This is a genomic window from Mycobacterium timonense, assembly GCF_025821985.1.
Lineage (GTDB): Bacteria > Actinomycetota > Actinomycetes > Mycobacteriales > Mycobacteriaceae > Mycobacterium > Mycobacterium avium.
This window is the reverse complement of record NZ_JACKSY010000066.1, coordinates 1-25595: the sequence shown is the minus strand read 5'-3', so window position 1 is coordinate 25595 and position 25595 is coordinate 1. Positions and strand designations below refer to the sequence as shown.

Below are 25595 nucleotides of genomic sequence, written 5' to 3'. Positions count from 1 at the left end.
TACGCCCGATCCCGGGCCGTTCAGCGGGCGGTTGCCCGGTTCGACGTGATCTGGTCGGCCAGCGCGCGCAGCGCTTCCAAGTCCGAAACATCAAACGGCAGTGAGGGAACGCCGATCACCGGCACGTGCGGGTTGGCGCCGGTGAAGCGGGACAGCAATCGGATTTCCCGCTTGGCGGTCTGCGCCCGATCGGCGTGAATCCTCAGCACGGCCGCGGCCAGCGAGGTGGTTTCGGGGTCGCCGTCGTGCTCGAGCATCTCGGTGCCGTCGATCGCCCGCTCCGCGGGCAGCGAGCACAGCGGCGGATGGGTGCGGTTGAGCACCAGCCCGGCCAGCGGCATCCCTTCCTGGGACAGCCGGTCGACGAAGAAGGACGCCTCGCGCAGCGCGTCGGGCTCGGCCGCCGACACCACCACGAACTGGGTGCCCCGCCGTTTCAGCAGCGCGTAGGTGCGGTCGGCCTTTTCCCGGAAGCCACCGAAGGTGGCGTCCAGCGACTGCACGAACGCCGCGGCGTCGGCGAGCATCTGTGAGCCCAGGATCGTCGACATCGCCTTCATCGCCAAACCCATTGCGCCGGTGACCAATCGGCCGATTCCGCGGCCCGGCGCCAGCAGCAGCCGCCACAGCCGGCTGTCCATGAAGCTGCCCAGCCGTTTCGGGGCGTCCAGGAAGTCCAGCGCGTTGCGCGACGGCGGCGTGTCCACCACCACCAGATCCCAGCGATCCTCGGCCAGCAGCTGCCCCAGCTTCTCCATCGCCATGTACTCCTGCGTGCCGGCGAGTGAGCTGGCGACGGTCTGATAGAACTGGTTGTCCAGAATCGCTTGTGCGCGACCGGGTCCGGAGTACTGGACCACCATCTCGTCGAAGGTGCGCCGCATGTCGAGCATCATCGCGTGCAGCTCGCCGGGAACCTCGGCGGCCAGCGGCACTCGTTGCGGCGTGTTGCCGAGGTCGTTCACGCCCAACGCCTGGGCCAGCCGCTTGGCCGGGTCGATCGTCAAAACGCAGACATTGCGCCCGTATTCGGCGGCGCGCAGCGCGATGGCGGCCGCGGTGGTGGTCTTACCCACCCCACCCGCGCCGCAGCACACCACCACCCGGTTGGTGGTGTCGGCCAGGATAGCCGCCATATCAAGCTGTTTGGGTGTGGTACTCATCGAACTCCTTGCTGGGCAAGCGATTCCGATAGCTCGTAGAGGCTGCCCAGGTCGACGCCGTCGGAGATCGCCGGGAGTTCCAGTCGGGCCACGTGCAACGCGTCGAGCTGCTGTGCGATCTCGGCGCGGGTGGCGATCACCGTCGCATGCTCGATGGTCTCCGTCAGCAGGCCGGCGAAGTCTTTGTCGTCCAACGTGATTCCGGCTTTTTGCAGCCCAGCCCGCACCGCGTCGGCGTCGATGTCGCCCTCGGCGGCCTTCGCAAGATCGGCGGGCTGCAGGTAGGCGGGAATGTTGCGGTTGACGATCACGCTGCCGATGGGCAGCTGCATCTCGGCGAGTTCCTCAATGGCTTCCAACGTCTCCTGCACGGGCAGCGCCTCCAGCAGGGTGACCAGGTGGATAGCCGTCTGCTCGGAGTGCAACAGCCTGACCACGCCGTCGGCCTGCGAGTGCACCGGACCGCCCTTGGCCAGATCGGACACCGCCTTGGTGACGTCGAGGAAGCGGGCGATCCGCCCGGTCGGCGGGGCGTCGACGACGATCGCGTCGTACACCGGCAGCCGGTTCTTGTCGACGCGGATCACCGTCTCTTTGATCTTGCCGGTGAGCAGCACGTCGCGCAGGCCGGGCGCGATCGTGGTGGCGAACTCGATGGCGCCGATGCGGCGCATGGCCCGGCCCGCGATGCCCAGGTTGTAGAACATGTCGAGGTATTCCAGGAACGCGGCCTCGATGTCGATGGCCAGCGCGTTGACCTGGCCGCCCCGCTCGGCGGTCGCGATCTTCACCTCTTGGTAGGGCAGCGGCGGAACATCAAAGAGCTGCGCAATGCCTTGGCGGCCTTCGACTTCCACGAGCAGCACCTTGCGGCCCCCGGCTGCCAGCGTCAGCGCCAGCGCGGCCGCGATGGTCGATTTGCCGGTACCGCCCTTGCCCGTCACGAAATGCAAGCGGGCCTTGGTCAAGCGCGCCGGCCAGCCGACGGCAGCTCCGCCGCTCGATGTGGTTGCCACCATCGCATGCTAGCCCGACCGGGCATTGGCCTGGCCGGAGCGGTTCACCTGCCACCGATAAGCTCGCGGGATGAGCCAACCGACCGCATGGGAATACGCCACCGTCCCACTGCTGACGCACGCCACCAAGCAGATCCTCGACCAGTGGGGTGCCGACGGCTGGGAGCTGGTGTCCGTGCTGCCCGGCCCCACCGGCGAGCAGCACGTCGCCTACCTCAAGCGCCCCAAGTAGATGAGCGCTGCACCGTCCTGGAAGGCCCGGCTCGCCGAGCTCGGTCTGACGCTGCCGGAAGTGGTTGCGCCGCTGGCCTCCTACGTCCCCGCGGTGCGCACCGGCAACCTGGTCTACACCGCCGGCCAGCTGCCGATGCAGGACGGCAAGCTGGCCGCCACCGGCAAGGTGGGCGCCCACATCAGCCCGGACGAGGGCCGCGCGCTGGCGCGGATCTGCGCGCTCAACGCGCTGGCCGCGGTCGACGCGCTGGTGGGCATCGACGCGGTGACCCGGGTGGTCAAAGTCGTCGGGTTCGTCGCCTCCGCACCCGGGTTCAACGGCCAGCCCAGCGTCGTCAACGGCGCCTCTGACCTGCTCGCCGAGGTGTTCGGCGAACACGGCGCGCATGCGCGCTCGGCGGTCGGGGTCGGTGAGCTGCCGCTGGATGCGCCGGTGGAAGTGGAGCTGATCGTGGAGGTCGGCGCGCGGCCGTGACCGAGGTTGCCGAGTCGCCGACCCATCCCGCATACGGCAGGTTGCGGGCGGTCACCGACACGGCCTCGGTGCTGCTGGCCGACAATCCCGGTTTGCTGACGCTGGAGGGCACCAACACCTGGGTGTTGCGCGGGCCGGGCAGCGACGAGCTGGTGATCGTGGACCCCGGGCCGGACGACGACGAGCACATCGCGCGGATCGCCGCGCTGGGCCGCATCGCGCTGGTGCTGATCAGCCACCGGCACGGCGACCACACCGACGGCATCGACAAGCTGGTCGAGCGCACCGGCGCCACCGTGCGCTCGGCGGGCAGCGGCTTTCTGCGCGGCCTGGGCGGTGAGCTCACCGACGGCGAGGTGATCGACGCGGCCGGGCTGAGGATCAAGGTGATGGCCACGCCCGGGCACACCGCCGATTCGCTGTGCTTCCTGCTCGACGACGCCGTGCTGACCGCCGACACCGTGCTGGGCCGCGGCACCACCGTCCTCGACAAGGAGGACGGCAGCCTGACGGACTACCTGGAATCGCTGCGGCGGCTGCGCGGCCTGGGCCGGCGGGCGGTGCTGCCCGGCCACGGCCCGGACCTGACCGACCTGGAAAGCGTCGCGCAGGGCTACCTGGAACACCGGCGGGAGCGGCTGGACCAGGTGCGATCGGCGGTGCGGGAGCTGGGCGAGGACGTCAGCGCCCGCCGGATCGTCGAACACGTCTACGTCGATGTCGATGAGAAGCTGTGGGACGCCGCCGAGTGGTCGGTGCAGGTGCAGTTGAATCACCTGCGCTCGGAGCCATCGGCGTAACCGCCTTGGCGTGAGTCACTCCGGCCCCATGGGTCCCGGCTCCAGAGGGACGGAGTGCGTCAGAGTTCCGCTAGCGCCGCCGCTAGCGGATTTCGAAGTCACCTGATGGGTGACGGGGCGGTGCAGCTGAGGCTGATGTGGCGAAGCTAAACGGTCCGGGCGCTTAGCGCGCCCGGGCTTCGCCCGCGCTTACCTCGCTCGGTGTGGGAGGCTCGCTCGGTTGCGCCCGGGCTTCGCCCGCGCTTACCTCGCTCGGTGTGGGAGGCTCGCTCGGTTGCGCCCGGGCTTCGCCCGCGCTTACCTCGCTCGCCGCGCCAGCCGCTCGGAGTCCGAGATCAGCACGCTCTTGCCCTCCAGCCGGATCCAGCCGCGGTGGGCGAAATCGGCCAGCGCCTTGTTCACCGTCTCCCGCGACGCCCCGACCAGCTGCGCGATCTCTTCCTGGGTCAGGTCGTGGGTGACCCGCATGGCGCCGCCCTCCTGGGTGCCGAAGCGCTGCGCGAGCTGCAGCAGCTGCTTGGCCACCCGGCCGGGCACGTCGGTGAAGATGAGGTCGGCCAGGTTGTTGTTGGTGCGGCGCAACCGGCGGGCCAGCACCCGCAACAGCTGTTCGGCGATCTCGGGGCGGTCGGCGATCCACGCGCGCAGCGCGTCGCGGTCCATCGACACCGCGCGCACCTCGGTGATGGTGGTGGCGCTGGACGTCCGCGGGCCCGGGTCGAAGATCGACAGCTCACCGAACATGTCCGAGGGGCCCATGATCGTCAGCAGGTTTTCCCGCCCGTCGGGCGAGCGGCGACCGATCTTCACCTTGCCCGAGACGATGATGTACAGCCGATCCCCCGGTTCCCCTTCGGCGAAGACGGTGTGTCCGCGGGGGAAGTCGACGGGTTGGAGCTGCTTGGTCAGTGCGGTGACTGCGCTGGGCTCAACCCCTTGGAAGATTCCTGCCCTTGCCAGGATCTCGTCCACGTTGCCTCTTCAACTTTCGCAAGAAATTTATGTGATACGGGCAGGCTAACCCCTTGCTCGCGTGACGAGTCTAGAGGAACGCCATTGTGTCTAACGTGCCAACGCTACACACGATTGGCGTGTCGAGGTGCCCTAAACTGCGGATTGACGTGCGAATGGCCGCCGATCCTGGTCGGCAGCGTCATCTCGTCGGGGTCGACGAAGCCGGCGGCGAAGGACGGCGCGGCGTGCCGCGGACCGCCGCTGCGCCCGCCCGGCGCCGGACCGGCGGATTGCTGGGCCTCGCGCCGGTGCAGGTATTCCAGGGCCTCGGGCATGCCCTCGGCGGCCAGCGTGTGCATGTCCACGCCGCCGGTGCGCTCGAGGAATTCGTCTACATCGGCCACCGCGGCCGGATCCCGGACGAGCTCCTTTTCCAGCCGCCCCAGTCCCAGCGCCGCCAGCATCAGCAGCACCGGTACACCGGCCACCAGCAACCACGACACACGAAGAGTAAACATGGCCTTGCATGAACACGAGGTCTCGGCCGGATCACGAAATAAGTACTCTGTCGTAGGTGACAACGGCTAAGTCGTCGGGGCGTGCGAAGTCGACCCCGGCCCCGCTCGGCGACGCCGCCGCCCGGCGCTGGTCGACCGAATCCCGAGTTGCCTTGGTGCGACGGGCGCGGCGGATGAATCGCATTCTGGCACAAGCGTTTCCGGAAGCGCACTGCGAGCTGGACTTCACCACGCCGCTGGAGCTGACGGTCGCCACCATCCTGTCGGCGCAGAGCACCGACAAACGGGTGAACCTGACGACGCCGGCCTTGTTCAAGCGCTACACCTGCGCGCTGGATTACGCCCAGGCCGACCGCGACGAGCTGGAGAACCTGATCCGCCCGACGGGCTTCTTCCGCAACAAGGCCTCCGCGCTGATCCGTCTCGGCCAGGCCCTGGTGGAACGGTTCGACGGCGAGGTGCCCGCCACCATGGCCGAGCTGGTCACCCTGCCCGGTGTGGGCCGCAAGACCGCGAACGTCATCCTGGGCAACGCCTTCGGTGTCCCCGGTATCACCGTCGACACCCATTTCGCCCGGCTGGTGCACCGCTGGCGCTGGACCGCCGAGAAGGATCCGGTCAAAATCGAGCACGCCGTAGGCGAGCTGATCGAACGCAGCGAGTGGACCATGCTCAGCCACCGGGTCATCTTCCACGGCCGCCGGGTGTGTCACTCGCGCAAACCGGCCTGCGGGGTGTGCCTGCTCGCCAAGGACTGCCCCTCGTTCGGGCTGGGTCCCACCGAACCGCCGCTGGCCGCGCAGTTGGTGCGCGGGCCGGAAACCGAGCATCTGCTCGCCCTGGCCGGGCTGTAACCGCGCCGACAGCACGGGGACCGCATGCCCATCCCGAGGCCGACGCTGACCCGGAAGGTTCGCTGGCACATCGCGATTCTCGCGGTGGTGGTGGCGCTGATCGTCGCGCTGCTGGCCCAGCTGCGTGACGACGCCGCGACGCCCGGCCCGCCGGCCACCGGCCGGGCGGTGGCCGACCGCGAACACCGCGACGCCGACACCCCGGCCTCGCTGGCCGGTCCCCGACAGCGCGCCGACCTGCCGCCGTGTCCGGCCGCGGGAACCGGTCCCGGCCCGGCGGCGCTGCGCGGCGTGACGGCCGAGTGCGCCGCCGACGGTTCGGTGGTCGACGCCGGCCGCGCGGTGGCCGGGCGCCGGGTGGTGCTCAACTTCTGGGCCTATTGGTGCGCGCCGTGTGCGGCCGAACTGCCCGCGATGGCCGAGTATCAACGACGGGCCGGGGCGGAGGTGACGGTGCTGACGGTGCATCAGGACGAGAACGAGACCGCGGCCCTGCTGCGACTGGCCGAGCTCGGCGTTCGGCTGCCGACCCTGCAGGACGGTCGGCGCCGGGTCGCGGCCGCGCTGCGGGTGGTAAATGTGATGCCCGCGACGGTGGTGCTGCGGCCGGACGGTAGCGTTGCCCAGACGCTGCCGCGTGCTTTCAGCACGGCCGACGAGATCGCGGCCGCGATCGGGAACGACAGGGGATAAGCGGAAAAATTGAACCGACTGGAGGGGCCGTGAGTGCTGGGGGTTCGCCCCTGCGGAATGGGGACCCCGCCCCGGCGCGTGGGACCGTTCCGCTGACGCCTGACGCCTGCCCGTCCTGGCTGCGTCCGCTGGTCGACAACGTCGACGACGTCCCCGACGCGGCCCGGCGCCGGTTGCCGGCCGACGTGCTGGCGATGATCACCACCAAGGCCGCGTCGGCGCTGACGAGCGTGCGCGGCGCCGCGCGGGAAGCCGCGGTGCTGGTGCTGTTCTCCGGCCCGGAATCCGGGCCGCCCGGCGGAGGCCCGCCCACCGACGCCGACCTGCTGGTCACCGTGCGCGCGTCCACGCTGCGCCACCACGCCGGGCAGGCGGCGTTTCCCGGCGGCGCCGCCGATCCCACCGACGACGGCCCGGTGGCCACCGCCCTGCGTGAGGCCCGCGAGGAGACCGGGATCGACGTCAGCCGGCTGCATCCGCTGGCCACGATGGAGAAGATGTTCATCGCACCCTCGCAGTTCCACGTCGTGCCCGTGCTGGCGTATTCGCCCGACCCCGGGCCGGTGGCCGTGGTCAACGAGGCCGAGACCGCGCTGGTGGCGCGAGTTCCGTTGCGCGCCTTCATCAATCCCGCCAACCGGCTGATGGTGTACCGCGGCGACTTGGGCCGCCGGTGGGCCGGGCCGGCGTTTCTGCTCAACGAGATGCTGGTGTGGGGCTTCACCGGCCAGGTGATCTCCGCGCTGCTCGACGTCGCGGGCTGGGCCCAGCCCTGGGACACCTCCGATCAGCGGGAGTTGGACGCGGCGATGGCGCTGGTCGGCGAGCGGGGTGACGCACTCGAATGAACCTGAATTCGATGACCCCGTCGCAGTGGCTGGACGTCGCGGTGCTGGCGGTGGCCTTCATCGCGGCGATCTCGGGCTGGCGGTCCGGCGCGTTGGGGTCGCTGCTGTCGTTCGTGGGCGTGCTGCTCGGCGCGATCGCCGGGGTGCTGCTGGCGCCCCACCTCGTCAGCCACATCGCCGCGCCGCGCGCGAAACTGTTTGCGGCACTGTTCTTGATCCTGGCGCTGGTGGTCATCGGCGAGGTCGCCGGCGTGGTGTTGGGGCGCGCGGTGCGAGGCGCGATCCGCAGCCGGTCCATCCGCACCGTCGACTCGGTGATCGGGGTCGGCGTGCAGCTGGTGGTCGTGTTGACCGCGGCGTGGCTGCTGGCGACGCCGCTGACCCAGTCCAAGGATCAGCCCGAGCTGGCCGCCGCGGTGCGCGGTTCCCGAGTGTTGGCCAAGGTCAACGAGGTTGCCCCGCCGTGGCTCAAGACGGTGCCCAAGCGGCTCTCGGCGCTGCTGAACACCTCCGGGCTGCCCGCGGTGCTCGAGCCGTTCAGCCGCACCCCGGTGATCCCGGTCGCCTCACCCGATCCCGAGTTGGCCAGCAACCCGGTGGTGCAGGCCACCGCGCCCAGCGTCGTCAAGGTGCGCAGCTTGGCGCCCAGTTGCCAAAAGGTATTGGAGGGCAGCGGATTCGTGATCGCGCCCGACCGGGTGATGACCAACGCGCACGTGGTGGCCGGTTCCAACAGCGTGCAGATCTACGCCAGCGGCAACCCGCTGGACGCCACCGTGGTGTCCTACGACCCGTCCGTCGACATCGCGATCCTCGCCGTCCCCAACCTGCCGCCGCCGCCCTTGCCGTTCGCCCAGACCGAGGCGAAAACCGGGGCCAGCGTGGTGGTGCTGGGTTATCCCGGCGGCGGCAACTTCACCGCGACGCCGGCCCGGATCCGCGAGCTGATCAAGTTGAGCGGACCCGACATCTACCGCGACCCGGCGCCGGTCACCCGTGACGTGTACACCATCAGAGCCAGTGTGGAGCAAGGCAATTCGGGTGGACCGCTGATCGACCTGAACGGCCAGGTGCTCGGCGTGGTGTTCGGCGCGGCCGTCGACGACCCCGACACCGGCTTCGTGTTGACCGCCGACGAGGTCGCCGGTCAGCTCGCCAAGATCGGCGAGACCAAGACGGTGGGCACCGGGTCCTGCGTCAGTTGACGGCCGGGCCGTGCACGTCCTCGAGGAAGCTCGTCAGGTGCCGGTTGATCTCCTCCGGCGCCTCTTCGTGGCTGAAATGCCCTGCGCCCGCGACGGTTACGTAGCGGCCCTGCGGCGCGTAACGCCGGGTCCGGTCGACCGGGTCGGCCAGCACGTAGGGGTCTTCCTCGCCGCGCAGGTGCAGCAGCGGCACGCCGAGCTGCCGGCGCATCGACCGGAGGAACCGCCGTCCCTCGTCGCGCAGCTGGCTGCGCACCGCCCAGCGCTGGTACTCCAGGGCGCAGTGCGCCGCCGCCGGGATCTGAATGGCCGTGCGCAGATGGCCGATGGTCTCGGAAAAGTCTTCGGACGCAAGCCATTTCGCGCAGCTGCGGCTGCGGACCAGGCGCTCGATCTCCGCCCCGCCGTCGCGGGTCAACAGCCGCTCGGGCCACAGCGGCACCTGGTATCGCAGCAGTGTCGGCAGCAGCGCCCCGGCCTGGTCGCGGCGCGCCAACGTGGACTGCCGCAACGCCGCCGGGTGCGGTGAGCTGATCAGCGCGACGGCCGACACCAGCCGCGCGTGCAGCAGCGCGGTGGCCCAGCAGGCCAGGCCGCCGTCGGCGTGGCCGACCAGCGTCGCCGAGGAGTGCCCGAGCGCGCGGATCAGCCCGGCCGCGTCGCCGGACAGGGTCCAGCCGTCATAGCCGCGGGGCGGCTTGTCGCTGCCGCCGTAGCCGCGCAGGTCGACCGCGACCACCCGGGCGCCGGTCAGCCCGCGCAGCTGATGACGCCAGGACCACCAGAACGATCCGAAGCCGTGCAGCAGCATCACCAACGGCCGCGCCGTGGCAGGCAGGCCGCGGGCGTCGCCGACGGGCAGGGCCTCGACGACGTGAAAGCGGATGCCGTTGGCGTGCACATCCAGATGGCGCCACGGCCCGTCGATGCGGGTTACCGACGGATCCGGCGGCGCCATCTACCAACCCGACGGGTCCGCGGCGGCGCCGTCGCCGGGCTTGGCGTGCTTGCCGTGGCTTTCGGTGAGCGCCCGGGCGCCGGCGGCCTTGTCGTGCCCGGGCGTGAGCGCGGTGCGGGTCTCCTTGACCGACTCGATGGTCTGGCGCGGCCCCCGGATCCGGCGCACCTTGAGGAAGCCCAGCAAAGCTAGCACCGCCCCGACCACGACCTGGACCCCGAACACGATCAGGAACGCCACCCAGCGCCACAGCCAGGTGTCGAGCAGCTCGGCGACGAAGAAGAAGAAAAAGAAGGTGGAGTAGAACAGCACCACCAGCGCGGCGATGAAGAAGACGCTGCCGGTGAGCCCCTTCTTGACGTCCCGGGTGATTTCGGCGCGAGCCAGTTCGACCTCGGCGCGCACCAGGGTGGAAACCTGGGTGGTCGCGTCCTTGATCAGGTCACCGATCGTCGGCTCGGCAGGCTTGGCATGCGGGTCGGTCAACGGGATCGTGGTCAGGGTGCTGGGCACCCCGTTCTTGCCCTCGACTTTGCTCACAGACGGTCCTCTTTCGTCGTTGCCCGGCTCGCTGTCGTCGCGGTTTATGTTGCCACGTGGCGGCCGGACAGAAGAAGCCAGACGATTCCGGCCGATCTCGTGGCACCGGGCTCGGTGCCACGAACAAGACGTCCGGGCCGATTACACTCGGCCAAGCCGGTCGCGGGATCCGGCCGACCGATAGGAGTGGGTTGTGCGGAGGGCACACCGATGCTGCCTGGTGGCGATGGTTGCCCTGCTCGTGGCGGTGACGGGTTCGCACCCCCGCGCCGCCGCGGCGGACGTCAGGATCCCGCTGGGCGGTGGGGCCGGCATCGTGGTCAACGGCGACACCATGTGCACGCTGACCACCATCGGCGGCGACGCCGCCGGCGACCTGATCGGCTTCACCTCGGCGCACTGCGGCGGCCCGGGCGCGCAGGTGGCCGCCGAGGGCGCGGAGAACGCGGGCATCCTGGGCACCATGGTCGCCGGTAACGACAACCTCGACTACGCGGTGATCAAGTTCGATCCGGCCAAGGTGACCCCGGTGGCCAACTTCAACGGGTTTTTGATCAGCGGCATCGGTCCCGACCCGGCCTTCGGCGAGATCGCCTGCAAACAGGGCCGCACCACCGGCAATTCGTGCGGCGTCACCTGGGGCATGGGTCAGACCCCGGGCACCATCGTGATGCAGGTGTGCGGCCAGCCGGGTGACTCGGGCGCGCCGGTCACCGTCAACAATCAGCTGGTCGGGATGATCCACGGGGCGTTCAGCGACAACCTGCCGACGTGCGTCATCAAGTACATCCCGCTGCACACCCCGGCGGTGGTGATGTCGTTCAACGCGATCCTGGCCGACATCAACGCCAAGCACCGGCCGGGCGCCGGGTTCGCCCCGCTGCCGGGCTGAGGAATTGGCCGAACGTCACGCCAGAGTGACGCCGGCCGTCGAGCGTCACGCCAGAGTGACGCCCGGCGAGGGGCTGGGGCGCGCGCGCCGGCTACTTCGCCGCCCGGATCGCGTCGAACACCCCGGGGTCGAGCAGCGTTGAGGTGTCGCCCAATTCGCGGTTCTCGGCGATGTCGCGCAGCAGCCGGCGCATGATCTTGCCGCTGCGGGTCTTCGGCAGCTCGGGCACCACGTGCACCTCCCGCGGCTTGGCGATCGGGGAGATCTCCCGGGCCACCTCGGCGCGCAGCTCGTCGACGATCCCGTCGTCCACCTGGTAATCGGCGCACAGCACGACGAACGCGCAGATGGCCTGGCCGGTCGTGGCGTCGGTGGCGCCGACCACCGCCGCCTCGGCGACGCCGTGGTGTCCGACCAGCGCCGACTCCACCTCGGCGGTGGACAGCCGATGCCCCGACACGTTCATCACGTCGTCGATGCGGCCGACCACCCAGATGGCGCCGTCGCGGTCGTAATAGGCGCTGTCCCCGGCGAAATACCAGCCCTGCTCGGCGAACCGCGACCAGTAGGTCTCGACGTAGCGGTCGGGGTCGCCCCAGATGCCGCGCAGCATCGACGGCCACGGTTGGTCCAGCACCAGGTAGCCGGTGACGTGCTCGCCGTGGTGGATGCCCGGCACCAGCTGGTCGCCGTGGTCGTCGACGATCCTGGCCGAGATGCCCGGCAGCGGCCGCATCGCCGAACCCGGTTTGGCCGCAGCGACTCCGGGCAGCGGGGAGATCATCGTGGCGCCGGTCTCGGTCTGCCACCAGGTGTCGACGATGGGCAGCCGGTCGGCGCCGATCACGCTGCGATACCAGCGCCACGCCTCGGGATTGATCGGCTCGCCGACCGAACCCAGCAGCCGCAGGCTGGACAGGTCGTGCGCGTCGGGGATTTCCCGGCCCCACTTCATGAACGTGCGGATCAGCGTGGGCGCGGTGTAATAGATTGTCACGCCGTACTTTTCGATGATCTCGAAATGGCGGTGCTGGGTCGGTGTGTCCGGGGTTCCCTCGTAGAGCACCTCGGTGACCCCGTTGGCCAGCGGGCCGTAGACGCCGTAGGTGTGTCCGGTGACCCAGCCGATGTCGGCGGTGCACCAGAACACGTCGGTGTCGGCCTTGATGTCGAAGACGTAGTAGTGCGTGTAGGCGGCCTGGGTCAAATAGCCGCCGCTGGTGTGCACGATGCCCTTGGGCTTGCCGGTGGTGCCCGAGGTGTACAGCAGAAACAGCGGCTGCTCGGCGGGGAACGGCTCGGGGGTGTGTTCGGGCGCGGCGGCGTCGACGACGTCGTGCCACCACAGGTCGCGGCCGTCGGTCCAGGACACGTCAATTCCGGTGCGCCGCACCACCACAACGTGCTCGACCGGGCTGTCGGGGTCGGCGACCGCCTCGTCGGCGGCGTCCTTGAGCGGCGCGGGCTTGCCGCGGCGGAACTGCCCGTCGCTGGTGATCAGCAGCTTGGCCGCCGCGTCGGCGATGCGGGCCTGCAGCGCCTTGGCGGTGAAGCCGGCGAACACGACGCTGTGCATGACGCCCAGCCGCGCGCAGGCCAGCATCGCGATCACCGCCTCGGGGATCAGCGGCAGATAGATGGCGACGCGGTCGCCGGCGACCAGACCGAGATCGGTCAGCGCGTTGGCGGCCTTGCACACCTGCGTGTACAGCTCGGAATAGGTCAGACTGCGCTGATCGCCGGGAGATTCGCCCTCCCAGTGGATGGCGACCCGGTCGCCGTGGCCGGCCTGCACGTGGCGGTCCACGCAGTTGTAGGCGACGTTGAGCGTTCCGTCCGCGAACCACTCGGCGAACGGCGCCCGGGACCAGTCCAGCACCTCGGTGAACGGTGTGGCCCAGGACAACCGGTTGGCCTGCTCGGCCCAGAACGCCAACCGGTCCCGCTCGGCCTCGCGGTACAACTGCTCACCCGCATTGGCCTGCTCGACGAACTGCGGCGGCGGCGGATACGACGCGGGGCTTGCGGGGTTGCTGGCGGTCACGGGCTTCACTCCTGGGTCGAGGCGTCAACCGTCAGAGAGCCTAGCCTCACAAGGTGAAAAGCAAAGCCTTCGAATCGACGTCGAAGGGCGCCGGCGTGCCGGATAATCACCGCTGTGCCGGGTCACTCGCGGGGCCTTCGCCGATCAATCGCCAGCTTTGCCGCGCTGGCAACGAGTTACGCCGCCGCCACCGCGGCGGGGTGGCCCGCCGCGGCCCTGCCGGCCGACACCACGGACACGCCGACGCCGTGCTGGTCGGATCAGATCGCGGTGACGGCCGCACCGGCGCAGGGCGCGGTCGGCCACCGCGCGGTGACGCTGGTGTTCACCCTCGCCGGCGGCGCCGAACCGTGCACGCTGACCGGATACGCCGCGGTGGACTCGGGTGCCGGCGGCGCGCTCGTCCACGCGCAGCCCACCCCGCGCGGATACCTGGGCGGGCTGCCGGCGGGCGTCGATGCGCCGCCCACCGTCATCCTGTCGATCTCCACGCAGGGCCAGGCGATCGTCGAGGGCGTCGCCGTCGACGCCGACGGGCAGCCGTGCCCCACCTACACCGATCTGCTCGTCAACCCGCCCGACACCACCGCGGTGGTGACGGTTCCGGCCACCATCGAGGCCTGCGAGCTGCAGGTGCATCCGATCACCGCGGTCTGAACGACGTCCCCTCGCCTCTGGTCGGGCAGTAGACCCGCGCGGGCACTTCACCGCCGCGCCGCTTCACGCCCTAGGATCGGGTGTCATGCGTGGGATGCGGACCCCGGTGGCCGTGCTGGCCACGGCCGCCGCCGCGCTGCTCGTGGTCGCCTCGCTGGCCGGTTGCGGCGGCGGGGTGCTGAGCCCGGACCTGGTGGTGGTCAACGGCGGCGAACCACCGAACCCCCTCGTTCCCACCGGCACCAACGACAGCCAGGGCGGCCGCATCCTGGATCGACTCTTCGCCGGGCTGATGTCCTACGACGCCGCCGGCAACCCCGCACCCGAGGTGGCCCAGTCGATCGAGAGCGGCGACAACGTCAACTATCGCATCGTCTTGAAACCCGGCTGGAGGTTCACCGACGGCTCGCCGGTGACGGCCCATTCCTTCGTCGACGCCTGGAACTACGGGGCGCTGAGCACCAATGCCCAACTGCAGCAAAGCTTTTTCAGCCCGATCGACGGGTACGACGCGCTGGCCGCCGGGCAGCCGCAGCAGACCACCATGACCGGGCTGCGGGTGGTCAACGACCTGGAGTTCACCGTCCGGCTCAAGGCCCCGACCGTGGACTTCAAACTGCGGCTTGGCCACAGCGCGTTTTATCCCCTGCCGCAGGCCGCCTTTCGCGACATGGCCGCATTCGGGCGGCACCCGATCGGCAACGGCCCGTACCAGCTCGCCGGCGGCCCCGACGGCCCGGCGTGGGAGCACAACGTGCGAATCGACCTGCGGCCCAACCCCGATTACCACGGCAACCGCAAGCCCCGCAACAAGGGGCTGAGGTTCGAGTTCTACGCCAACCTGGACACCGCCTACGCCGATCTGCTCTCCGGAAACCTCGATGTGCTCGACACCATCCCGCCCAGCGCCCTGCCGGTCTACCGGCGCGACCTGGGGGAAAGGGTCACCGCCGGGCCGGCCGCGATCAACCAGAGCCTCGACACCCCGCTGCGGCTGCCGCACTTCGGCGGCGAGGAGGGCCGGCTGCGCCGCCTGGCGCTGTCGGCGGCCATCAACCGGGCGCAGATCTGTCGGCAGATCTTTGCCGACACCCGCAGTCCGGCACGCGATTTCACCGCCCGGTCGCTGCCCGGCTTCGACCCGAACATCGCCGGAAGCGACGCATTGGACTTCGACCCCGAGCGGGCCCGCCGGCTCTGGGCGCAGGCCGACGCGATCTCGGCGTGGAGCGGCAGCTACCCGATCGCCTACAACGCCGATGCGGGACACCAGGATTGGGTGGACGCCGTCGCCAACGGCATCAAGAACGTGCTGGGCATCGATGCGCTCGGCGCGCCGCAGCCCACCTTCGCGGGTTTTCGAACCCAGATCACCAACCGCAGCATCGGCTCCGCGTTCCGCTCCGGCTGGCAGGGCGACTACCCGTCCATGATCGAATTTTTGGCCCCGCTGTTCGCCACCGGCGCCGGGTCCAACGACGTCGGCTATTCCAGCCCGCGGTTCGACGCCGCGCTGGCAACCGCGGAGGCCGCGCCCGACCTGCCGCAGGCAGCAGCGCTGGCCAACGACGCGCAGCGAATTCTCTTCCACGACATGCCCGTTGTTCCGCTGTGGAACTACATCAGTGTGGTCGGATGGTCGGGGGAGGTCAGCCACGTGACGGTCACCTGGAACGGGCTGCCCGACTACGAGAACATCGTCAAGGCTTGACATGGGTTGGTACATCGCACGCCGGATCGCCGTCATGGTGCCCGTATTTCTGGGCGCCACCCTGCTGATCTACGCCATGGTTTTCCTGCTGCCCGGCGACCCGGTGGCCGCGATCGCCGGGGACCGCCCGTTGACGCCCGCGGTGGCCGCGGCGCTGCGGGCCCGCTACCACCTCGACGATCCGTTCCTGGTCCAGTACCTGCGCTACCTCGGCGGGGTGCTGCGCGGCGACCTGGGCCGGGCCTATTCCGGGCTGCCCGTCAGTGATGTTCTGGCACATGCCTTTCCGGTCACCCTGCGGCTGTCGTTGATCGCGCTGGCCGTCGAGGCGGTGCTGGGCATCGGGTTCGGGGTCATCGCGGGGCTGCGCCAGGGCGGCCTGTTCGATTCCGCGGTGCTGATCACCGGCCTGGTCATCATCGCGGTCCCCATCTTCGTGCTGGGGTTCTTGGCGCAGTTCGTGTTCGGGGTGCGGTTGGGCATCGCGCCGGTGACGGTGGGCAACGCCGCGACCTTCACGCGGTTGCTGTTGCCCGGAATCGTGCTGGGCTCGGTGTCTTTCGCCTACGTGGTGCGGTTGACCCGGTCGACGGTGGCGGTCAATGCGCATGCCGATTACGTGCGCACCGCCACCGCCAAGGGATTGTCACGGCCCCGGGTGGTGACGGTGCACATCCTGCGCAATTCGCTGATCCCGGTGGTGACGTTCCTGGGGGCGGATCTGGGCGCGCTGATGGGCGGGGCCATCGTCACCGAAGGCATCTTCAACATCCACGGCGTGGGTGGGGTGCTCTACCAGGCCGTCACCCGGCAGGAGGCCCCCACCGTGGTGTCCATCGTGACGGTGCTGGTGCTGATCTACCTGGTCACCAACCTGGTGGTGGACCTGTTGTACGCCGTGCTGGACCCCCGGATCCGTTATGGCTGAACGGATCAGGGCGCGGGGCGGATTCTGGCGCGAGACGTGGCGCCGGCTGCGGCGACGTCCGAAGTTCATCGGCGCGGGATTGCTGATCCTGGTGATCCTTGCCGTGGCGCTGTTCCCCGCGCTGTTCACCGCCGCCGATCCCACCTACGCCGATCCCGCCCAGAGCCTGTTGCCGCCGTCGCGCACGCACTGGTTCGGCACCGATCTGCAGGGCCACGACGTGTACGCCCGCACCGTGTACGGGGCGCGCGCCTCGGTCACCGTCGGGTTGGGCGCCGCGGCGATCGTCTTCGTGGTCGGCGGCGCACTGGGCGCGCTGGCCGGCTTCTACGGCGGCTGGATCGACGCGGTGGTCTCCCGGGTCACCGACGTGTTCTTCGGGCTGCCGCTGCTGCTGGCCGCGATCGTGCTGATGCAGGTGCTGCACCACCGCACGGTGTGGACGGTGATCGCGATCCTGGCATTGTTCGGCTGGCCCCAGGTGGCCCGGATCGCGCGTGGGGCGGTCCTGGCGGTGCGCGCCAGCGACTACGTGCTTGCGGCTAAAGCGTTGGGCATGAGCAGGTTTCAGATCCTGATCCGGCACGCGCTGCCGAACGCGCTGGGGCCGGTGATCGCGGTGGCCACCATCGCGCTGGGTCTTTTCATCGTCACCGAGGCAACGTTGTCCTACCTCGGCGTGGGGCTGCCGCCGTCGGTGGTGTCGTGGGGCGGCGACATCAACCTCGCCCAGACACGGCTGCGGGCCGGTTCGCCGATCCTGTTCTATCCGGCCGGCGCGCTGGCGGCGACCGTGCTGGCCTTCATGATGATGGGCGACGCGCTGCGCGACGCCCTCGACCCGGCGTCGCGGGCGTGGCGGGCATGACCACCCCGCTGCTGTCGGTCGAGGGCCTGCATGTCGGGTTCGGCGAGCACGCCGCGGTGCGCGGCCTGGATTTGCGGGTACTGCCCGGCCAGACCGTCGCGGTGGTGGGCGAGTCCGGGTCCGGGAAATCCAGCACCGCCGCCGCGATCCTGGGACTGTTGCCGCCCGGCGGTCGAATCACGGCCGGGCGCATCATGTTCGATGGTGTGGACATCTCGGCCGCCGACCGCCGCGCACTGCGCTCGATGCGCGGCCGGCAAATCGGCTACATTCCGCAGGACCCGATGACCAACCTGAACCCGGTTTGGAAGGTCGGCTTCCAGATCCGGGAAGCGTTGCGGGCCAACACCTCCGACCGCGACACCCGGCGTCGCGCGGTGCAGCTGCTGGAAGCGGCGGGAATGCCGGACCCGGCGAAACAAGCGGCCCGCTACCCGCACCAGCTGTCCGGCGGCATGTGCCAACGCGCGCTGATCGCCATCGGGCTGGCCGGGCGGCCGCGGCTGCTGATCGCCGACGAGCCGACCTCCGCGCTGGACGTCACGGTGCAGCGCCAGGTGCTCGACCACCTGCAGCGGCTCACCGCCGACCTCGGCACGGCCGTGCTGCTGATCACCCACGACCTGGCGCTGGCGGCAGAGCGCGCCGAGTCGGTGGTCGTCGTGCACGACGGTGTCGCGGTGGAATCCGGTGCGGCGCAGTCGATACTGCAGGATCCGCGGCACGAGTACACCCGCCGGCTGGTGGCCGCCGCACCGGCGCTGACGGTCAGCGGCGGCGCGCGGACCGGCCCGCGGCAGCCGGACCGCACGCAACCGGAGCCCGCCGACATCCTCGTCGCCTCCGACTTGACCAAGCTGTACCGGGAGCCGCGCGCAACATTGTGGCGGCGCACCGAATTTCGTGCCGTCGACGCGGTGTCGTTCCGGCTGCACCGGGCCCGCACGCTGGCGATTGCCGGAGAGTCGGGGTCGGGGAAGTCCACCCTGGCGTTGATGGTGCTCGGGCTGTTGCCGCCCACCTCGGGCACCGTGGTTTTCGACGGCACCCGCATCGACGACACGTTGTCGGGCGACCAACACCTGGCCTTCCGCCGCCGGGTGCAGCCGGTGTTCCAAAACCCTTACAGCAGTTTGGATCCCATGTACTCGGTGTTTCGCGCCATCGAGGAACCGTTGCGGATCCACCGCGTCGGTGACCGCAGGCAGCGCGCCAAGGCGGTGCACGACCTCGTCGACCAGGTGGCGCTGCCGTCGTCGGTGCTGAACCGGCTGCCCCGCGAATTGTCGGGCGGGCAGCGGCAACGGGTGGCGATCGCCCGCGCGCTGGCGTTGCGGCCGCAGGTGCTGGTCTGCGACGAGGCGGTGTCCGCGCTCGACGTGCTGGTGCAGGCGCAGATCCTGGAGCTGTTGGCCAGGCTGCAGGCCGAGCTGGGGCTGGCGTATCTGTTCATCAGTCATGACCTGGCGGTGATCCGCCAGATCGCCGACGACGTCCTGGTGATGCGCGCCGGGCGGGTGGTGGAGCAGGCGCCCACCGAAAAGCTGTTCACCGCCCCGGCCCAGGACTACACCCGGCAGCTGCTGGATGCCATCCCGCGACCGCGGCGCGGCGGAGATAGGTTGTCAAGCTGTGACGGCTGATCCACTGGCGCCCCTGATGGAGCTGCCCGGCGTCGCCGAGGCCAGCGACCGCGCCCGCGACGCGCTGGGCCGCGCGCACCGGCACCGGGCCAACCTGCGCGGCTGGCCGGTGACCGCCGCCGAGGCGGCCCTGCGGGCGGCCCGCGCGTCGTCGGTGCTGGACGGTGGGCCGGTTCGGCTGGAGGATCTCGCCGAGGCCGGGCAGATCAGCGATCCGGTGTTCGCCGGGGCGCTTCGGGTGGCCCAGGCGCTCGAGGGCGGGGAAGGTCCGGTGGTCGGCATCTGGCGGCGGGCGCCGCTGCAGGCGCTGGCCCGGCTGCACATGCTGGCCGCGGCCGACCAGGTCGATGACGAACGGCTGGGTCGCCCGCGGGCCGATGCCGGCGTGGGGCCACGGTTGGAGTTGTTGGCGGACTTGGTGAATGGCCGCACCCGGGTGCCGGCGCCGGTGCTCGCCGCCGTCGCGCACGGCGAGCTGCTGACGCTGCGGCCGTTCGGCAGCTGCGACGGCGTGGTGGCCCGCGCGGTGTCGAGGTTGGTCACCATCGCCAGCGGGTTGGACCCGCACGGGTTGGGGGTGCCCGAGGTCAGTTGGATGCGTCAACCCGCGGCGTACCGGGATGCCGCGCGCGGCTTCGCCGACGGCACGCCGGAGGGGGTCGGTGCCTGGCTGGTGCTGTGCTGCCGGGCGATGCGAGCCGGCGCGCAAGAGGCGTTGTCGATCGCCGACTCGATGTCGAATCGATAGCTGCCGGGGTAGCTGACGGGCCGTTGGATCGGCGCCGGAATGCGGCCCGAAAAATGTAGAGCGGGCGACGTTCCGAATATTCGGTCCGCCGCCCGCTAGCACGGGACTCGGTTACCAAGCGTGCATCTCGGGGCTGCGTGGGTTGGCCTCGGCGATCTCACGACGCTTCCGGTTGCAGCCCCACCCAAAGGGCCGTCGACACCTTCCGCAATTCGCAATTACGCAGGCCCGCAACACTTCTGCCATTTTCGCGGCTATGACTCCGCGTGGGTGCCGAGCACCGTGCTGGGCGCCCGGATCGGGAGATCGAACCTTCTCTTCCGGATCGACCTTGGCCTCACCGGGCTTCCGTGGTTCCTTTGTACTACTAGACCCTGCGCACAGCAAGGCCCAAATGTCCCCAATGCCGCGAAACGAAATGACCCGTGCGGCCAGTGCGTTTGCTGTGCGGGCGCGGCCGGTCGGCTAGAACGAGTAGCGGCGCAGCAGCGAGTAGGTGACCGCGCCGGCGGCCAGCGCGCTGATGCCCACCGCGGCGGTGGTGGCGATGGCGGCGCCGGACGGCGCGGGGATACGGTCCCGCAACGACACCGGCCGGGAGAACGACATCACCGGCCAGCCGCGTTCCAGCGCTTCGCGGCGCAGCCCGCGGTCGGGATTGACCACGCTGGGGTGGCCGACCGCCTCGAGCATCGGCAGGTCGGTGATCGAGTCGGAGTAGGCGTAGCAGTGCTCCAGCGGGTACCCCTCGCGGGCGGCCAGCTCGCGGATCGCCTGGACCTTGCCCTCGCCGTAGCAGTAGAAGGCGATCTCGCCGGTGTACCGCCCGTCCTCGACGACCATGCGGGTGGCCATCGCGTGGGTGGCGCCCAGCGCCCGCGCGATCGGCGCGACGATCTCCTCCCCGGAGGCCGATACCACCACGACGTCGCGCCCGCACAGCTTGTGCGCGGCGATCAGGTCGGCGGCCTCGGCGAACACCAGCGGGGTGACGATGTCGTGCAGCGTCTCGTTGACGATCGACTTGACCTGTTCGACGTCCCAGCCGGTGCACATGTTGGTCATGTGCGCCCGCATCCGATCCATCTGGTCATGATCGGCACCGGAGAGCAGATAGATGAACTGCGCGTAGCTGGACTTGAGCACCGCGCGCCGGTTGAGCAGGCCCTGAGCGAAAAACGGTTTGCTGAACGCCAGCGTGCTGGACTTGGCGATGATCGTCTTGTCCAGGTCGAAGAAGGCCGCCGTGCGGGCGTGCGGGACGCCACTCGGCGCTGACTGCTCGGGGGCTGACTGCTCCGCGGCCGGGTCGAAGACGGTCACCGCCCCAGCATAGGTCGACGGTCCCGCCCGGCCGCGATCCCGCACCGGAAATGGCCGCTCAGGGCCGTACCGGGGGCCGATGAGGCAGTGTTTTCGCGGCTCAACGTGTTTTTTCGGAAAATGATCTATTGCGTTACTGCCGACTGTCATGTGTATAGTAAGCATTACTCGGCCTGAGCCGAGGGTGTATCAGCCCGACCCCCCGGGGCTGATGCACGACGACCCTCGCCTCCTCCCCCCCTGGCGGGGGTCGTCCCTTTTCTCGGGTCTTTCCGGGCTGTTTCCCCCGGGTTTGGCGCGCTCCGACCGGTCCTGGGCGCGTTGCGGAGAATCGGCCCGCCGTCGCTGGCGGTGCGCGCCCGCGCCGGGTTTGTGCACAGTGGCGTCTCTATCCCCAAATCCGCATCTGGCACTGGTGTGCCAACGTCACGGCCCCGCACAGTGGACGGATGACTGGCGGCTCCGGGGCGCAGTGCCCCGATTACCCGGCGGGTTCGGCGGGTGTGTTGGCGATGCTGGCCGAGCCCGAGCTGCGCGCCGAGCTGGATCGGGTGGCGGCCGCCGCCGGGGTGCGGGTGGTGCACGCCGGCGACGCGGCCGCGGTGAGTCGTAAGACCTGGGCGGCGGCCGCGGCCGTCGTGCTGGACGCTGCGGCGGCGGCGCGCTGCGGGCGCTGGGCGCTGCCCCGCCGCGATCACGTCACGGTGCTGACGGCGGCCGAACCCGCGACGACGACGTGGGCGGCGGCCGTGCGCATCGGCGCCGCGCGGGTGCTGCGGCTGCCCGAACACGAAGCCGACCTGGTCGGTGAGCTCGCCGAGGCGGCCGAATCGTCGCGCGACGACGGGCAACGCGGGCACGCGGTCGCCGTCATCGGAGGCTGCGGCGGCGCCGGGGCCTCCCTGCTCGCGGTCGCCCTGGCCCAGGCCGCCGGCGACGCGCTGCTGGTGGACCTCGACCCGTGGGGCGGCGGGATCGAGCTGTTGCTCGGCGGCGAGAACACCCCGGGGCTGCGCTGGCCGGACCTGGCGCTGCAGGGCGGCCGGCTCAATTGGGCGGCGGTGCGCGATGCGTTGCCGCGGCACCGCGGCGTCAGCGTGCTGTCGGGAACCCGGCGCGGTCACGAGGTGGACGCCGGGCCGGTGCACGCCGTCGTCGACGCCGGCCGCCGCGGGGCGGTCAGCGTGATCTGCGACCTGCCCCGCCGATTCACCGACGCCGCGCAGGCCGCCTTGGGCGCCGCCGATTTGGTGGTGGTGGTGAGCCGCTGCGACGTGCGCGCGTGCGCGGCGACCGGGGCGCTGGCCCCGGTCCTGGCCGCGGTCAACCCCAACGTGGGCCTGGTGGTGCGCGGGCCATCTCCGGGCGGACTGCGGGCCGCCGAGATCGCCGGCATCACCGGGCTGCCGCTGCTGGCGGCCATCAAGGCGCAGCCGCAACTCGGCGCGCAGGTGGAGCGCGTCGGCCTGCGGTTGGGGCGGCGGTCCGCGCTCGCGGTGGCGGCCCGCCAGGTGCTGGGCGTGCTGCCGCCGGCCGGTGCGCGGCGAAAGGGCAAGGCGGCGTGAGCAGTTCGCTGATCGACCGGGTCCGCGAGCGGCTGGCCGGCGAAACCGTGCCGCTGGGCGCCCCGCTGCCCGCGTCGGTGGTGGCCGCCGCGATCCGGGCCGAGTCCGGCGGGATGCTCGGTGACACCGAGGTGCTGGCCAACCTGCGCACCCTGCAGACCGAGCTCACCGGCGCCGGCATCCTGGAACCGCTGCTGTGCGCGGACGGCACCACCGACGTGCTGGTCACCGCGCCGGACGCGGTCTGGGTGGATGACGGTAACGGCTTGCGGCGCAGCGAGATTCGCTTTCCCGACGAGGCCGCGGTGCGCCGGTTGGCGCAGCGGCTGGCGCTGGCGGCCGGCCGGCGTCTGGACGACGCGCAACCGTGGGTGGACGGCGAGCTGACCGGCATCGGCGCCGGCGGGTTCGCGGTGCGGTTGCACGCGGTGCTGCCGCCGGTGGCGGCCGCCGGCACCTGCCTGTCGCTGCGGGTGCTGCGGCCGGCCAGTCAGGACCTGGCGGCGCTGAGCGCCGCGGGCGCGATCGAGCCGGCCGCCGCGGCGCTGGTCGCCGACATCATCGCCGCGCGGTTGGCGTTTTTGGTGAGCGGGGGAACCGGCGCCGGCAAGACAACGCTGCTGGCCGCCATACTGGGCGCGGTACCGCCGGACGAACGGATCGTCTGCGTCGAGGACGCCGCCGAATTGGCGCCGCCGCACCCGCATCTGGTGAAGCTGGTCGCACGGTGCGCCAACGTCGAAGGCGTCGGCGAGGTCCCGGTGCGCCAGCTGGTCCGCCAGGCGTTACGGATGCGGCCCGACCGCATCGTGGTCGGCGAGGTCCGCGGCGCCGAGGTGGTGGACCTGCTGGCCGCGCTGAACACCGGGCACGACGGCGGCGCGGGCACCGTGCACGCCAACAACCCCGGCGAGGTGCCGGCCCGGCTGGAGGCCCTCGGTGCGCTCGGCGGGCTCGACCGTGCCGCGCTGCACAGCCAACTCGCCGCCGCCGTGTTATCTGTAGGGCGATCCGGGGTGTGGCTGACTGTGTCTGATGGTGAGATTCGACCTTGCGCATGTCGTCGGGAACAGCCTTATCTGTAGAGCTGTACCTGACGGTCGCGCAGGCCGGGGCAGACTTATCTGTAGGGCGATCCGGGGTGTGGCTGACTGTGTCTGATGGTGAGATTCGACCTTGCGCATGTCGTCGGGAACAGCCTTATCTGTAGAGCTGTACCTGACGGTCGCGCAGGCCGGGGCAGAACTCGACGTGACGGAAGAGGCTTACAAGGCCGGCTGGGACTACCCGCCGCGGATGGGCGCACTCGGTGTGATCAGCCCTCGCACGTGCCCCCGCTGTCCGGTCAACCGCATCTTGTGGTGGGCGATCGCGGGGAGCGTCCCGGGGAGTGGTGTAAGTGATGGCGGCGTGTCGGTCCCTGACGTAAGAGGGCCATCGCGTGAGTCTCTGTGGTGAAACGACCAAGAATCACTACCGAGAGGAACATCGCGATCGGGAGCGTCCCGGGGAGTGGTGTAAGTGATGGCGGCGTGTCGGTCCCTGACGTAAGAGGGCCATCGCGTGAGTCTCTGTGGTGAAACGACCAAGAATCACTACCGAGAGGAACATCGCGATGGCCCTGGACCAGTCTGCCTTGCTGGAGGTGCTCGACGCACTGCGCACCGCCGATGCCGGTGAGCGGATCACTCAAGCCGCCGAAACGATCTACCAAGCCTTGATCGACGCGGAGTTGACCGCGTTCATCGGGGCTTCTCCCCATGAGCGCACCGAGACCCGCTCCAATCAGCGCAACGGCTCGCGTCCGCGCACGCTGTCCACGGTCGCAGGGGACCTGGAACTGCGGATTCCCAAGCTGCGCACCGGGTCATTTTTCCCGGCGTTGTTGGAGCGGCGTCGCCGGGTCGATCAGTGCTTGTTCGCGGTGGTGATGGCACGCTGTCCACGGTCGCAGGGGACCTGGAACTGCGGATTCCCAAGCTGCGCACCGGGTCATTTTTCCCGGCGTTGTTGGAGCGGCGTCGCCGGGTCGATCAGTGCTTGTTCGCGGTGGTGATGGAGGCCTACCTGCACGGCACCTCCACCCGCAAGGTCGACGATCTGGTCAAGGCACTGGGTACCGATACCGGGATCTCCAAAAGCGAGGTCAGCCGGATCTGCAAAGACCTCGACACCGAGGTCGCGGCCTTCCGGGACCGGCCGTTGGGTGATCAGCGCTTTCCGTATGTCTTCCTCGACGCCACCTACTGCAAGGCCCGGGTGAATCATCGGGTGGTGTCGCAGGCGGTGGTCATCGCCACCGGGGTGGCCGCTGACGGGCGCCGCGAGGTACTGGGCTTTGAGGTCGGAGACTCCGAGGACGGGGCGTTCTGGACCGCGTTTTTGCGGTCGTTGAAATCCCGCGGTCTGGCCGGAGTCCAACTGGTCATCTCCGATGCCCATGCCGGACTGCGCAGTGCCATTGACGCCGTGCTGATCGGGGCCGCCTGGCAGCGGTGTCGAGTGCACTTCCTGCGCAACGTGCTCGCCCAAGTGCCCAAGGGCTCCGCAGAGATGGTCGCCGCCGCGATCCGCACCGTCTTCGCCCAGCCAGACGCCGAGCACGTGCGCGAACAACTCGACACCATCGCCGGCATGCTCGGCCGCCAGTTCCCCAAGGTCGAAACCATGTTGCGCGAGGCCGCCGCCGACATCACCGCCTTCGCCGACTTCCCGGTGGCCCACTGGAAAAAGATCTGGTCAACCAACCCACTGGAGCGATTGAACAAGGAAATCAAACGCCGCACCGACGTCGTCGGCGTGTTCCCCAACCCCGCCGCGCTGTTACGGCTGGCCGGCTCGGTACTCGTTGAGGCCCACGACGAATGGCAGGTCGCCGACAAGCGCTACCTCTCCGAGACCAGCCTCGCTCTGCTCGACGTCAGTGACCAAAGTGCCGAAACCATTGCCCCCACAGCC

The 25595-nt window shown here is 70.1% G+C and carries 24 protein-coding genes and 2 pseudogenes; 18 read left to right on the top strand and 8 right to left on the bottom strand.

Annotated features, from left to right (window positions below):
* Positions 1 to 20: 20 nt before the first annotated feature.
* Positions 21 to 1163: an ATPase BagB gene (gene bagB / locus H7I87_RS16710; protein ID WP_009974691.1), complete on the bottom strand. Its 1143-nt coding sequence runs from the start codon at positions 1161 to 1163 to the stop codon at positions 21 to 23.
* On the bottom strand, positions 1160 to 2182 hold the full coding sequence (gene bagA, locus H7I87_RS16705; RefSeq protein ID WP_003873303.1) for an ATPase BagA: 1023 nt from the start codon (positions 2180 to 2182) through the stop codon (positions 1160 to 1162). Before bagA ends, bagB begins: the two co-directional genes overlap by 4 nt.
* Positions 2183 to 2249: 67 nt before the next feature.
* On the opposite strand from bagA, the gene sp36 reads away from it, so the two are divergent.
* Genes sp36 through H7I87_RS16690 form a run of 3 tightly spaced genes read left to right on the top strand, consistent with a single transcriptional unit; the run spans position 2250 to position 3688 of the window.
* Complete coding sequence (gene sp36 / locus H7I87_RS16700; RefSeq protein WP_003873302.1) at positions 2250 to 2411, top strand: Sp36 family protein; 162 nt, start codon at positions 2250 to 2252, stop codon at positions 2409 to 2411.
* Positions 2412 to 2888 carry a RidA family protein gene (locus H7I87_RS16695; RefSeq protein WP_003873301.1) on the top strand — a complete coding sequence of 159 codons (477 nt, stop codon included), beginning with the start codon at positions 2412 to 2414 and terminating at the stop codon, positions 2886 to 2888.
* The gene (locus tag H7I87_RS16690; RefSeq protein WP_019732951.1) at positions 2885 to 3688 is read left to right on the top strand and encodes an MBL fold metallo-hydrolase; all 804 of its coding nucleotides are present in this window, start codon (positions 2885 to 2887) and stop codon (positions 3686 to 3688) included. Before H7I87_RS16695 ends, H7I87_RS16690 begins: the two co-directional genes overlap by 4 nt.
* 297 nt (positions 3689 to 3985) lie before the next feature.
* Here H7I87_RS16690 and crp read toward each other — a convergent pair whose 3' ends face one another.
* On the bottom strand, positions 3986 to 4660 hold the full coding sequence (gene crp, locus H7I87_RS16685; protein ID WP_003877056.1) for a cAMP-activated global transcriptional regulator CRP: 675 nt from the start codon (positions 4658 to 4660) through the stop codon (positions 3986 to 3988).
* 104 nt (positions 4661 to 4764) lie between these two features.
* The gene (locus tag H7I87_RS16680; protein WP_003873298.1) at positions 4765 to 5160 is read right to left on the bottom strand and encodes a hypothetical protein; all 396 of its coding nucleotides are present in this window, start codon (positions 5158 to 5160) and stop codon (positions 4765 to 4767) included.
* A 173-nt stretch (positions 5161 to 5333) separates the two neighbouring features.
* Here H7I87_RS16680 and nth point away from each other — a divergent pair, with 173 nt between their 5' ends.
* From nth to marP, 4 genes are read left to right on the top strand one after another with little or no spacing between them, the layout of a single operon-like run.
* Complete coding sequence (nth, locus tag H7I87_RS16675; RefSeq protein ID WP_031344599.1) at positions 5334 to 6014, top strand: endonuclease III; 681 nt, start codon at positions 5334 to 5336, stop codon at positions 6012 to 6014.
* A 24-nt stretch (positions 6015 to 6038) separates the two neighbouring features.
* Positions 6039 to 6707 (top strand): redoxin domain-containing protein, encoded by a 669-nt coding sequence (locus H7I87_RS16670; RefSeq protein ID WP_023861987.1) that lies wholly within the window; start codon positions 6039 to 6041, stop codon positions 6705 to 6707.
* 29 nt (positions 6708 to 6736) lie between these two features.
* Positions 6737 to 7555, top strand: coding sequence for an NUDIX hydrolase (locus tag H7I87_RS16665; RefSeq protein WP_009974698.1), 819 nt, complete (start codon positions 6737 to 6739; stop codon positions 7553 to 7555).
* 11 nt (positions 7556 to 7566) lie between these two features.
* Positions 7567 to 8760 carry an acid resistance serine protease MarP gene (marP, locus tag H7I87_RS16660; RefSeq protein WP_003877060.1) on the top strand — a complete coding sequence of 398 codons (1194 nt, stop codon included), beginning with the start codon at positions 7567 to 7569 and terminating at the stop codon, positions 8758 to 8760.
* Here marP and H7I87_RS16655 read toward each other — a convergent pair.
* Together H7I87_RS16655 and H7I87_RS16650 are read right to left on the bottom strand one after the other, a co-directional pair.
* Positions 8753 to 9718, bottom strand: coding sequence for an alpha/beta fold hydrolase (locus H7I87_RS16655; RefSeq protein ID WP_011723569.1), 966 nt, complete (start codon positions 9716 to 9718; stop codon positions 8753 to 8755). The genes marP and H7I87_RS16655 overlap by 8 nt on opposite strands.
* Positions 9719 to 10258, bottom strand: coding sequence for a phage holin family protein (locus tag H7I87_RS16650; RefSeq protein ID WP_009974700.1), 540 nt, complete (start codon positions 10256 to 10258; stop codon positions 9719 to 9721). It abuts the gene before it with no gap.
* 193 nt (positions 10259 to 10451) lie between these two features.
* On the opposite strand from H7I87_RS16650, the gene H7I87_RS16645 reads away from it, so the two are divergent.
* Positions 10452 to 11150 carry a S1 family peptidase gene (locus tag H7I87_RS16645; protein ID WP_003873291.1) on the top strand — a complete coding sequence of 233 codons (699 nt, stop codon included), beginning with the start codon at positions 10452 to 10454 and terminating at the stop codon, positions 11148 to 11150.
* Between the two features lie 91 nt (positions 11151 to 11241).
* Here the strand turns inward: H7I87_RS16645 and acs are convergent, their stop codons facing one another.
* On the bottom strand, positions 11242 to 13194 hold the full coding sequence (gene acs / locus H7I87_RS16640) for an acetate--CoA ligase (RefSeq protein ID WP_063966970.1): 1953 nt from the start codon (positions 13192 to 13194) through the stop codon (positions 11242 to 11244).
* Positions 13195 to 13308: 114 nt separating this feature from the next.
* Between acs and H7I87_RS16635 the strand changes: the two genes are divergently transcribed.
* From H7I87_RS16635 to H7I87_RS16610, 6 genes are all read left to right on the top strand, one after another.
* Positions 13309 to 13851, top strand: a complete 543-nt coding sequence (locus H7I87_RS16635) for a DUF4232 domain-containing protein (RefSeq protein WP_023861984.1) — start codon at positions 13309 to 13311, stop codon at positions 13849 to 13851.
* Positions 13852 to 13945: 94 nt separating this feature from the next.
* Positions 13946 to 15562, top strand: a complete 1617-nt coding sequence (locus H7I87_RS16630) for a peptide ABC transporter substrate-binding protein (RefSeq protein WP_009974703.1) — start codon at positions 13946 to 13948, stop codon at positions 15560 to 15562.
* Between the two features lies 1 nt (position 15563).
* Complete coding sequence (locus tag H7I87_RS16625; protein ID WP_009974704.1) at positions 15564 to 16490, top strand: ABC transporter permease; 927 nt, start codon at positions 15564 to 15566, stop codon at positions 16488 to 16490.
* A complete protein-coding gene (locus H7I87_RS16620; RefSeq protein WP_009974705.1) occupies positions 16483 to 17358 on the top strand; it encodes an ABC transporter permease in 876 nt (291 codons plus the stop codon). Before H7I87_RS16625 ends, H7I87_RS16620 begins: the two co-directional genes overlap by 8 nt.
* Entirely contained in the window at positions 17355 to 19001 is a 1647-nt protein-coding gene (locus tag H7I87_RS16615) for a dipeptide ABC transporter ATP-binding protein (RefSeq protein ID WP_031348150.1), read from the top strand. Before H7I87_RS16620 ends, H7I87_RS16615 begins: the two co-directional genes overlap by 4 nt.
* A complete protein-coding gene (locus H7I87_RS16610) occupies positions 18991 to 19749 on the top strand; it encodes a Fic family protein (protein WP_003877070.1) in 759 nt (252 codons plus the stop codon). Before H7I87_RS16615 ends, H7I87_RS16610 begins: the two co-directional genes overlap by 11 nt.
* Positions 19750 to 20214: 465 nt before the next feature.
* Here H7I87_RS16610 and H7I87_RS16605 read toward each other — a convergent pair whose 3' ends face one another.
* Positions 20215 to 21072, bottom strand: a complete 858-nt coding sequence (locus H7I87_RS16605; RefSeq protein ID WP_003877071.1) for an HAD-IB family hydrolase — start codon at positions 21070 to 21072, stop codon at positions 20215 to 20217.
* A gap of 512 nt (positions 21073 to 21584) precedes the next feature.
* Between H7I87_RS16605 and ssd the strand changes: the two genes are divergently transcribed.
* From ssd to H7I87_RS16585, 4 genes and pseudogenes are all read left to right on the top strand, one after another.
* The gene (gene ssd, locus H7I87_RS16600) at positions 21585 to 22637 is read left to right on the top strand and encodes a septum site-determining protein Ssd (protein ID WP_011723573.1); all 1053 of its coding nucleotides are present in this window, start codon (positions 21585 to 21587) and stop codon (positions 22635 to 22637) included.
* Complete coding sequence (locus H7I87_RS16595) at positions 22634 to 23722, top strand: TadA family conjugal transfer-associated ATPase (protein ID WP_011723574.1); 1089 nt, start codon at positions 22634 to 22636, stop codon at positions 23720 to 23722. The genes ssd and H7I87_RS16595 overlap by 4 nt, the downstream gene beginning before the upstream one ends.
* Before the next feature lie 530 nt (positions 23723 to 24252).
* Positions 24253 to 24555, top strand: a pseudogene (locus tag H7I87_RS16590) (transposase); the annotation flags it as partial.
* Positions 24556 to 24578: 23 nt separating this feature from the next.
* A pseudogene (locus tag H7I87_RS16585) lies at positions 24579 to 25595 on the top strand (IS256-like element IS1245 family transposase); the annotation flags it as partial.

What these genes read in the sequence shown, in the direction of transcription:
- bagB (WP_009974691.1), bottom strand. Translation starts at nt 1,163, where the DNA reads ATGAGTACCACACCCAAACAGCTTGATATGGCGGCTATCCTGGCCGAC.
- bagA (WP_003873303.1), bottom strand. Translation starts at nt 2,182, where the DNA reads ATGGTGGCAACCACATCGAGCGGCGGAGCTGCCGTCGGCTGGCCGGCG.
- sp36 (WP_003873302.1), top strand. Translation starts at nt 2,250, where the DNA reads ATGAGCCAACCGACCGCATGGGAATACGCCACCGTCCCACTGCTGACG.
- H7I87_RS16695 (WP_003873301.1), top strand. Translation starts at nt 2,412, where the DNA reads ATGAGCGCTGCACCGTCCTGGAAGGCCCGGCTCGCCGAGCTCGGTCTG.
- H7I87_RS16680 (WP_003873298.1), bottom strand. Translation starts at nt 5,160, where the DNA reads ATGTTTACTCTTCGTGTGTCGTGGTTGCTGGTGGCCGGTGTACCGGTG.
- nth (WP_031344599.1), top strand. Translation starts at nt 5,334, where the DNA reads ATGAATCGCATTCTGGCACAAGCGTTTCCGGAAGCGCACTGCGAGCTG.
- H7I87_RS16670 (WP_023861987.1), top strand. Translation starts at nt 6,039, where the DNA reads ATGCCCATCCCGAGGCCGACGCTGACCCGGAAGGTTCGCTGGCACATC.
- marP (WP_003877060.1), top strand. Translation starts at nt 7,567, where the DNA reads ATGACCCCGTCGCAGTGGCTGGACGTCGCGGTGCTGGCGGTGGCCTTC.
- H7I87_RS16655 (WP_011723569.1), bottom strand. Translation starts at nt 9,718, where the DNA reads ATGGCGCCGCCGGATCCGTCGGTAACCCGCATCGACGGGCCGTGGCGC.
- H7I87_RS16630 (WP_009974703.1), top strand. Translation starts at nt 13,946, where the DNA reads ATGCGGACCCCGGTGGCCGTGCTGGCCACGGCCGCCGCCGCGCTGCTC.
- H7I87_RS16625 (WP_009974704.1), top strand. Translation starts at nt 15,564, where the DNA reads ATGGGTTGGTACATCGCACGCCGGATCGCCGTCATGGTGCCCGTATTT.
- H7I87_RS16620 (WP_009974705.1), top strand. Translation starts at nt 16,483, where the DNA reads ATGGCTGAACGGATCAGGGCGCGGGGCGGATTCTGGCGCGAGACGTGG.
- H7I87_RS16615 (WP_031348150.1), top strand. Translation starts at nt 17,355, where the DNA reads ATGACCACCCCGCTGCTGTCGGTCGAGGGCCTGCATGTCGGGTTCGGC.
- ssd (WP_011723573.1), top strand. Translation starts at nt 21,585, where the DNA reads ATGCTGGCCGAGCCCGAGCTGCGCGCCGAGCTGGATCGGGTGGCGGCC.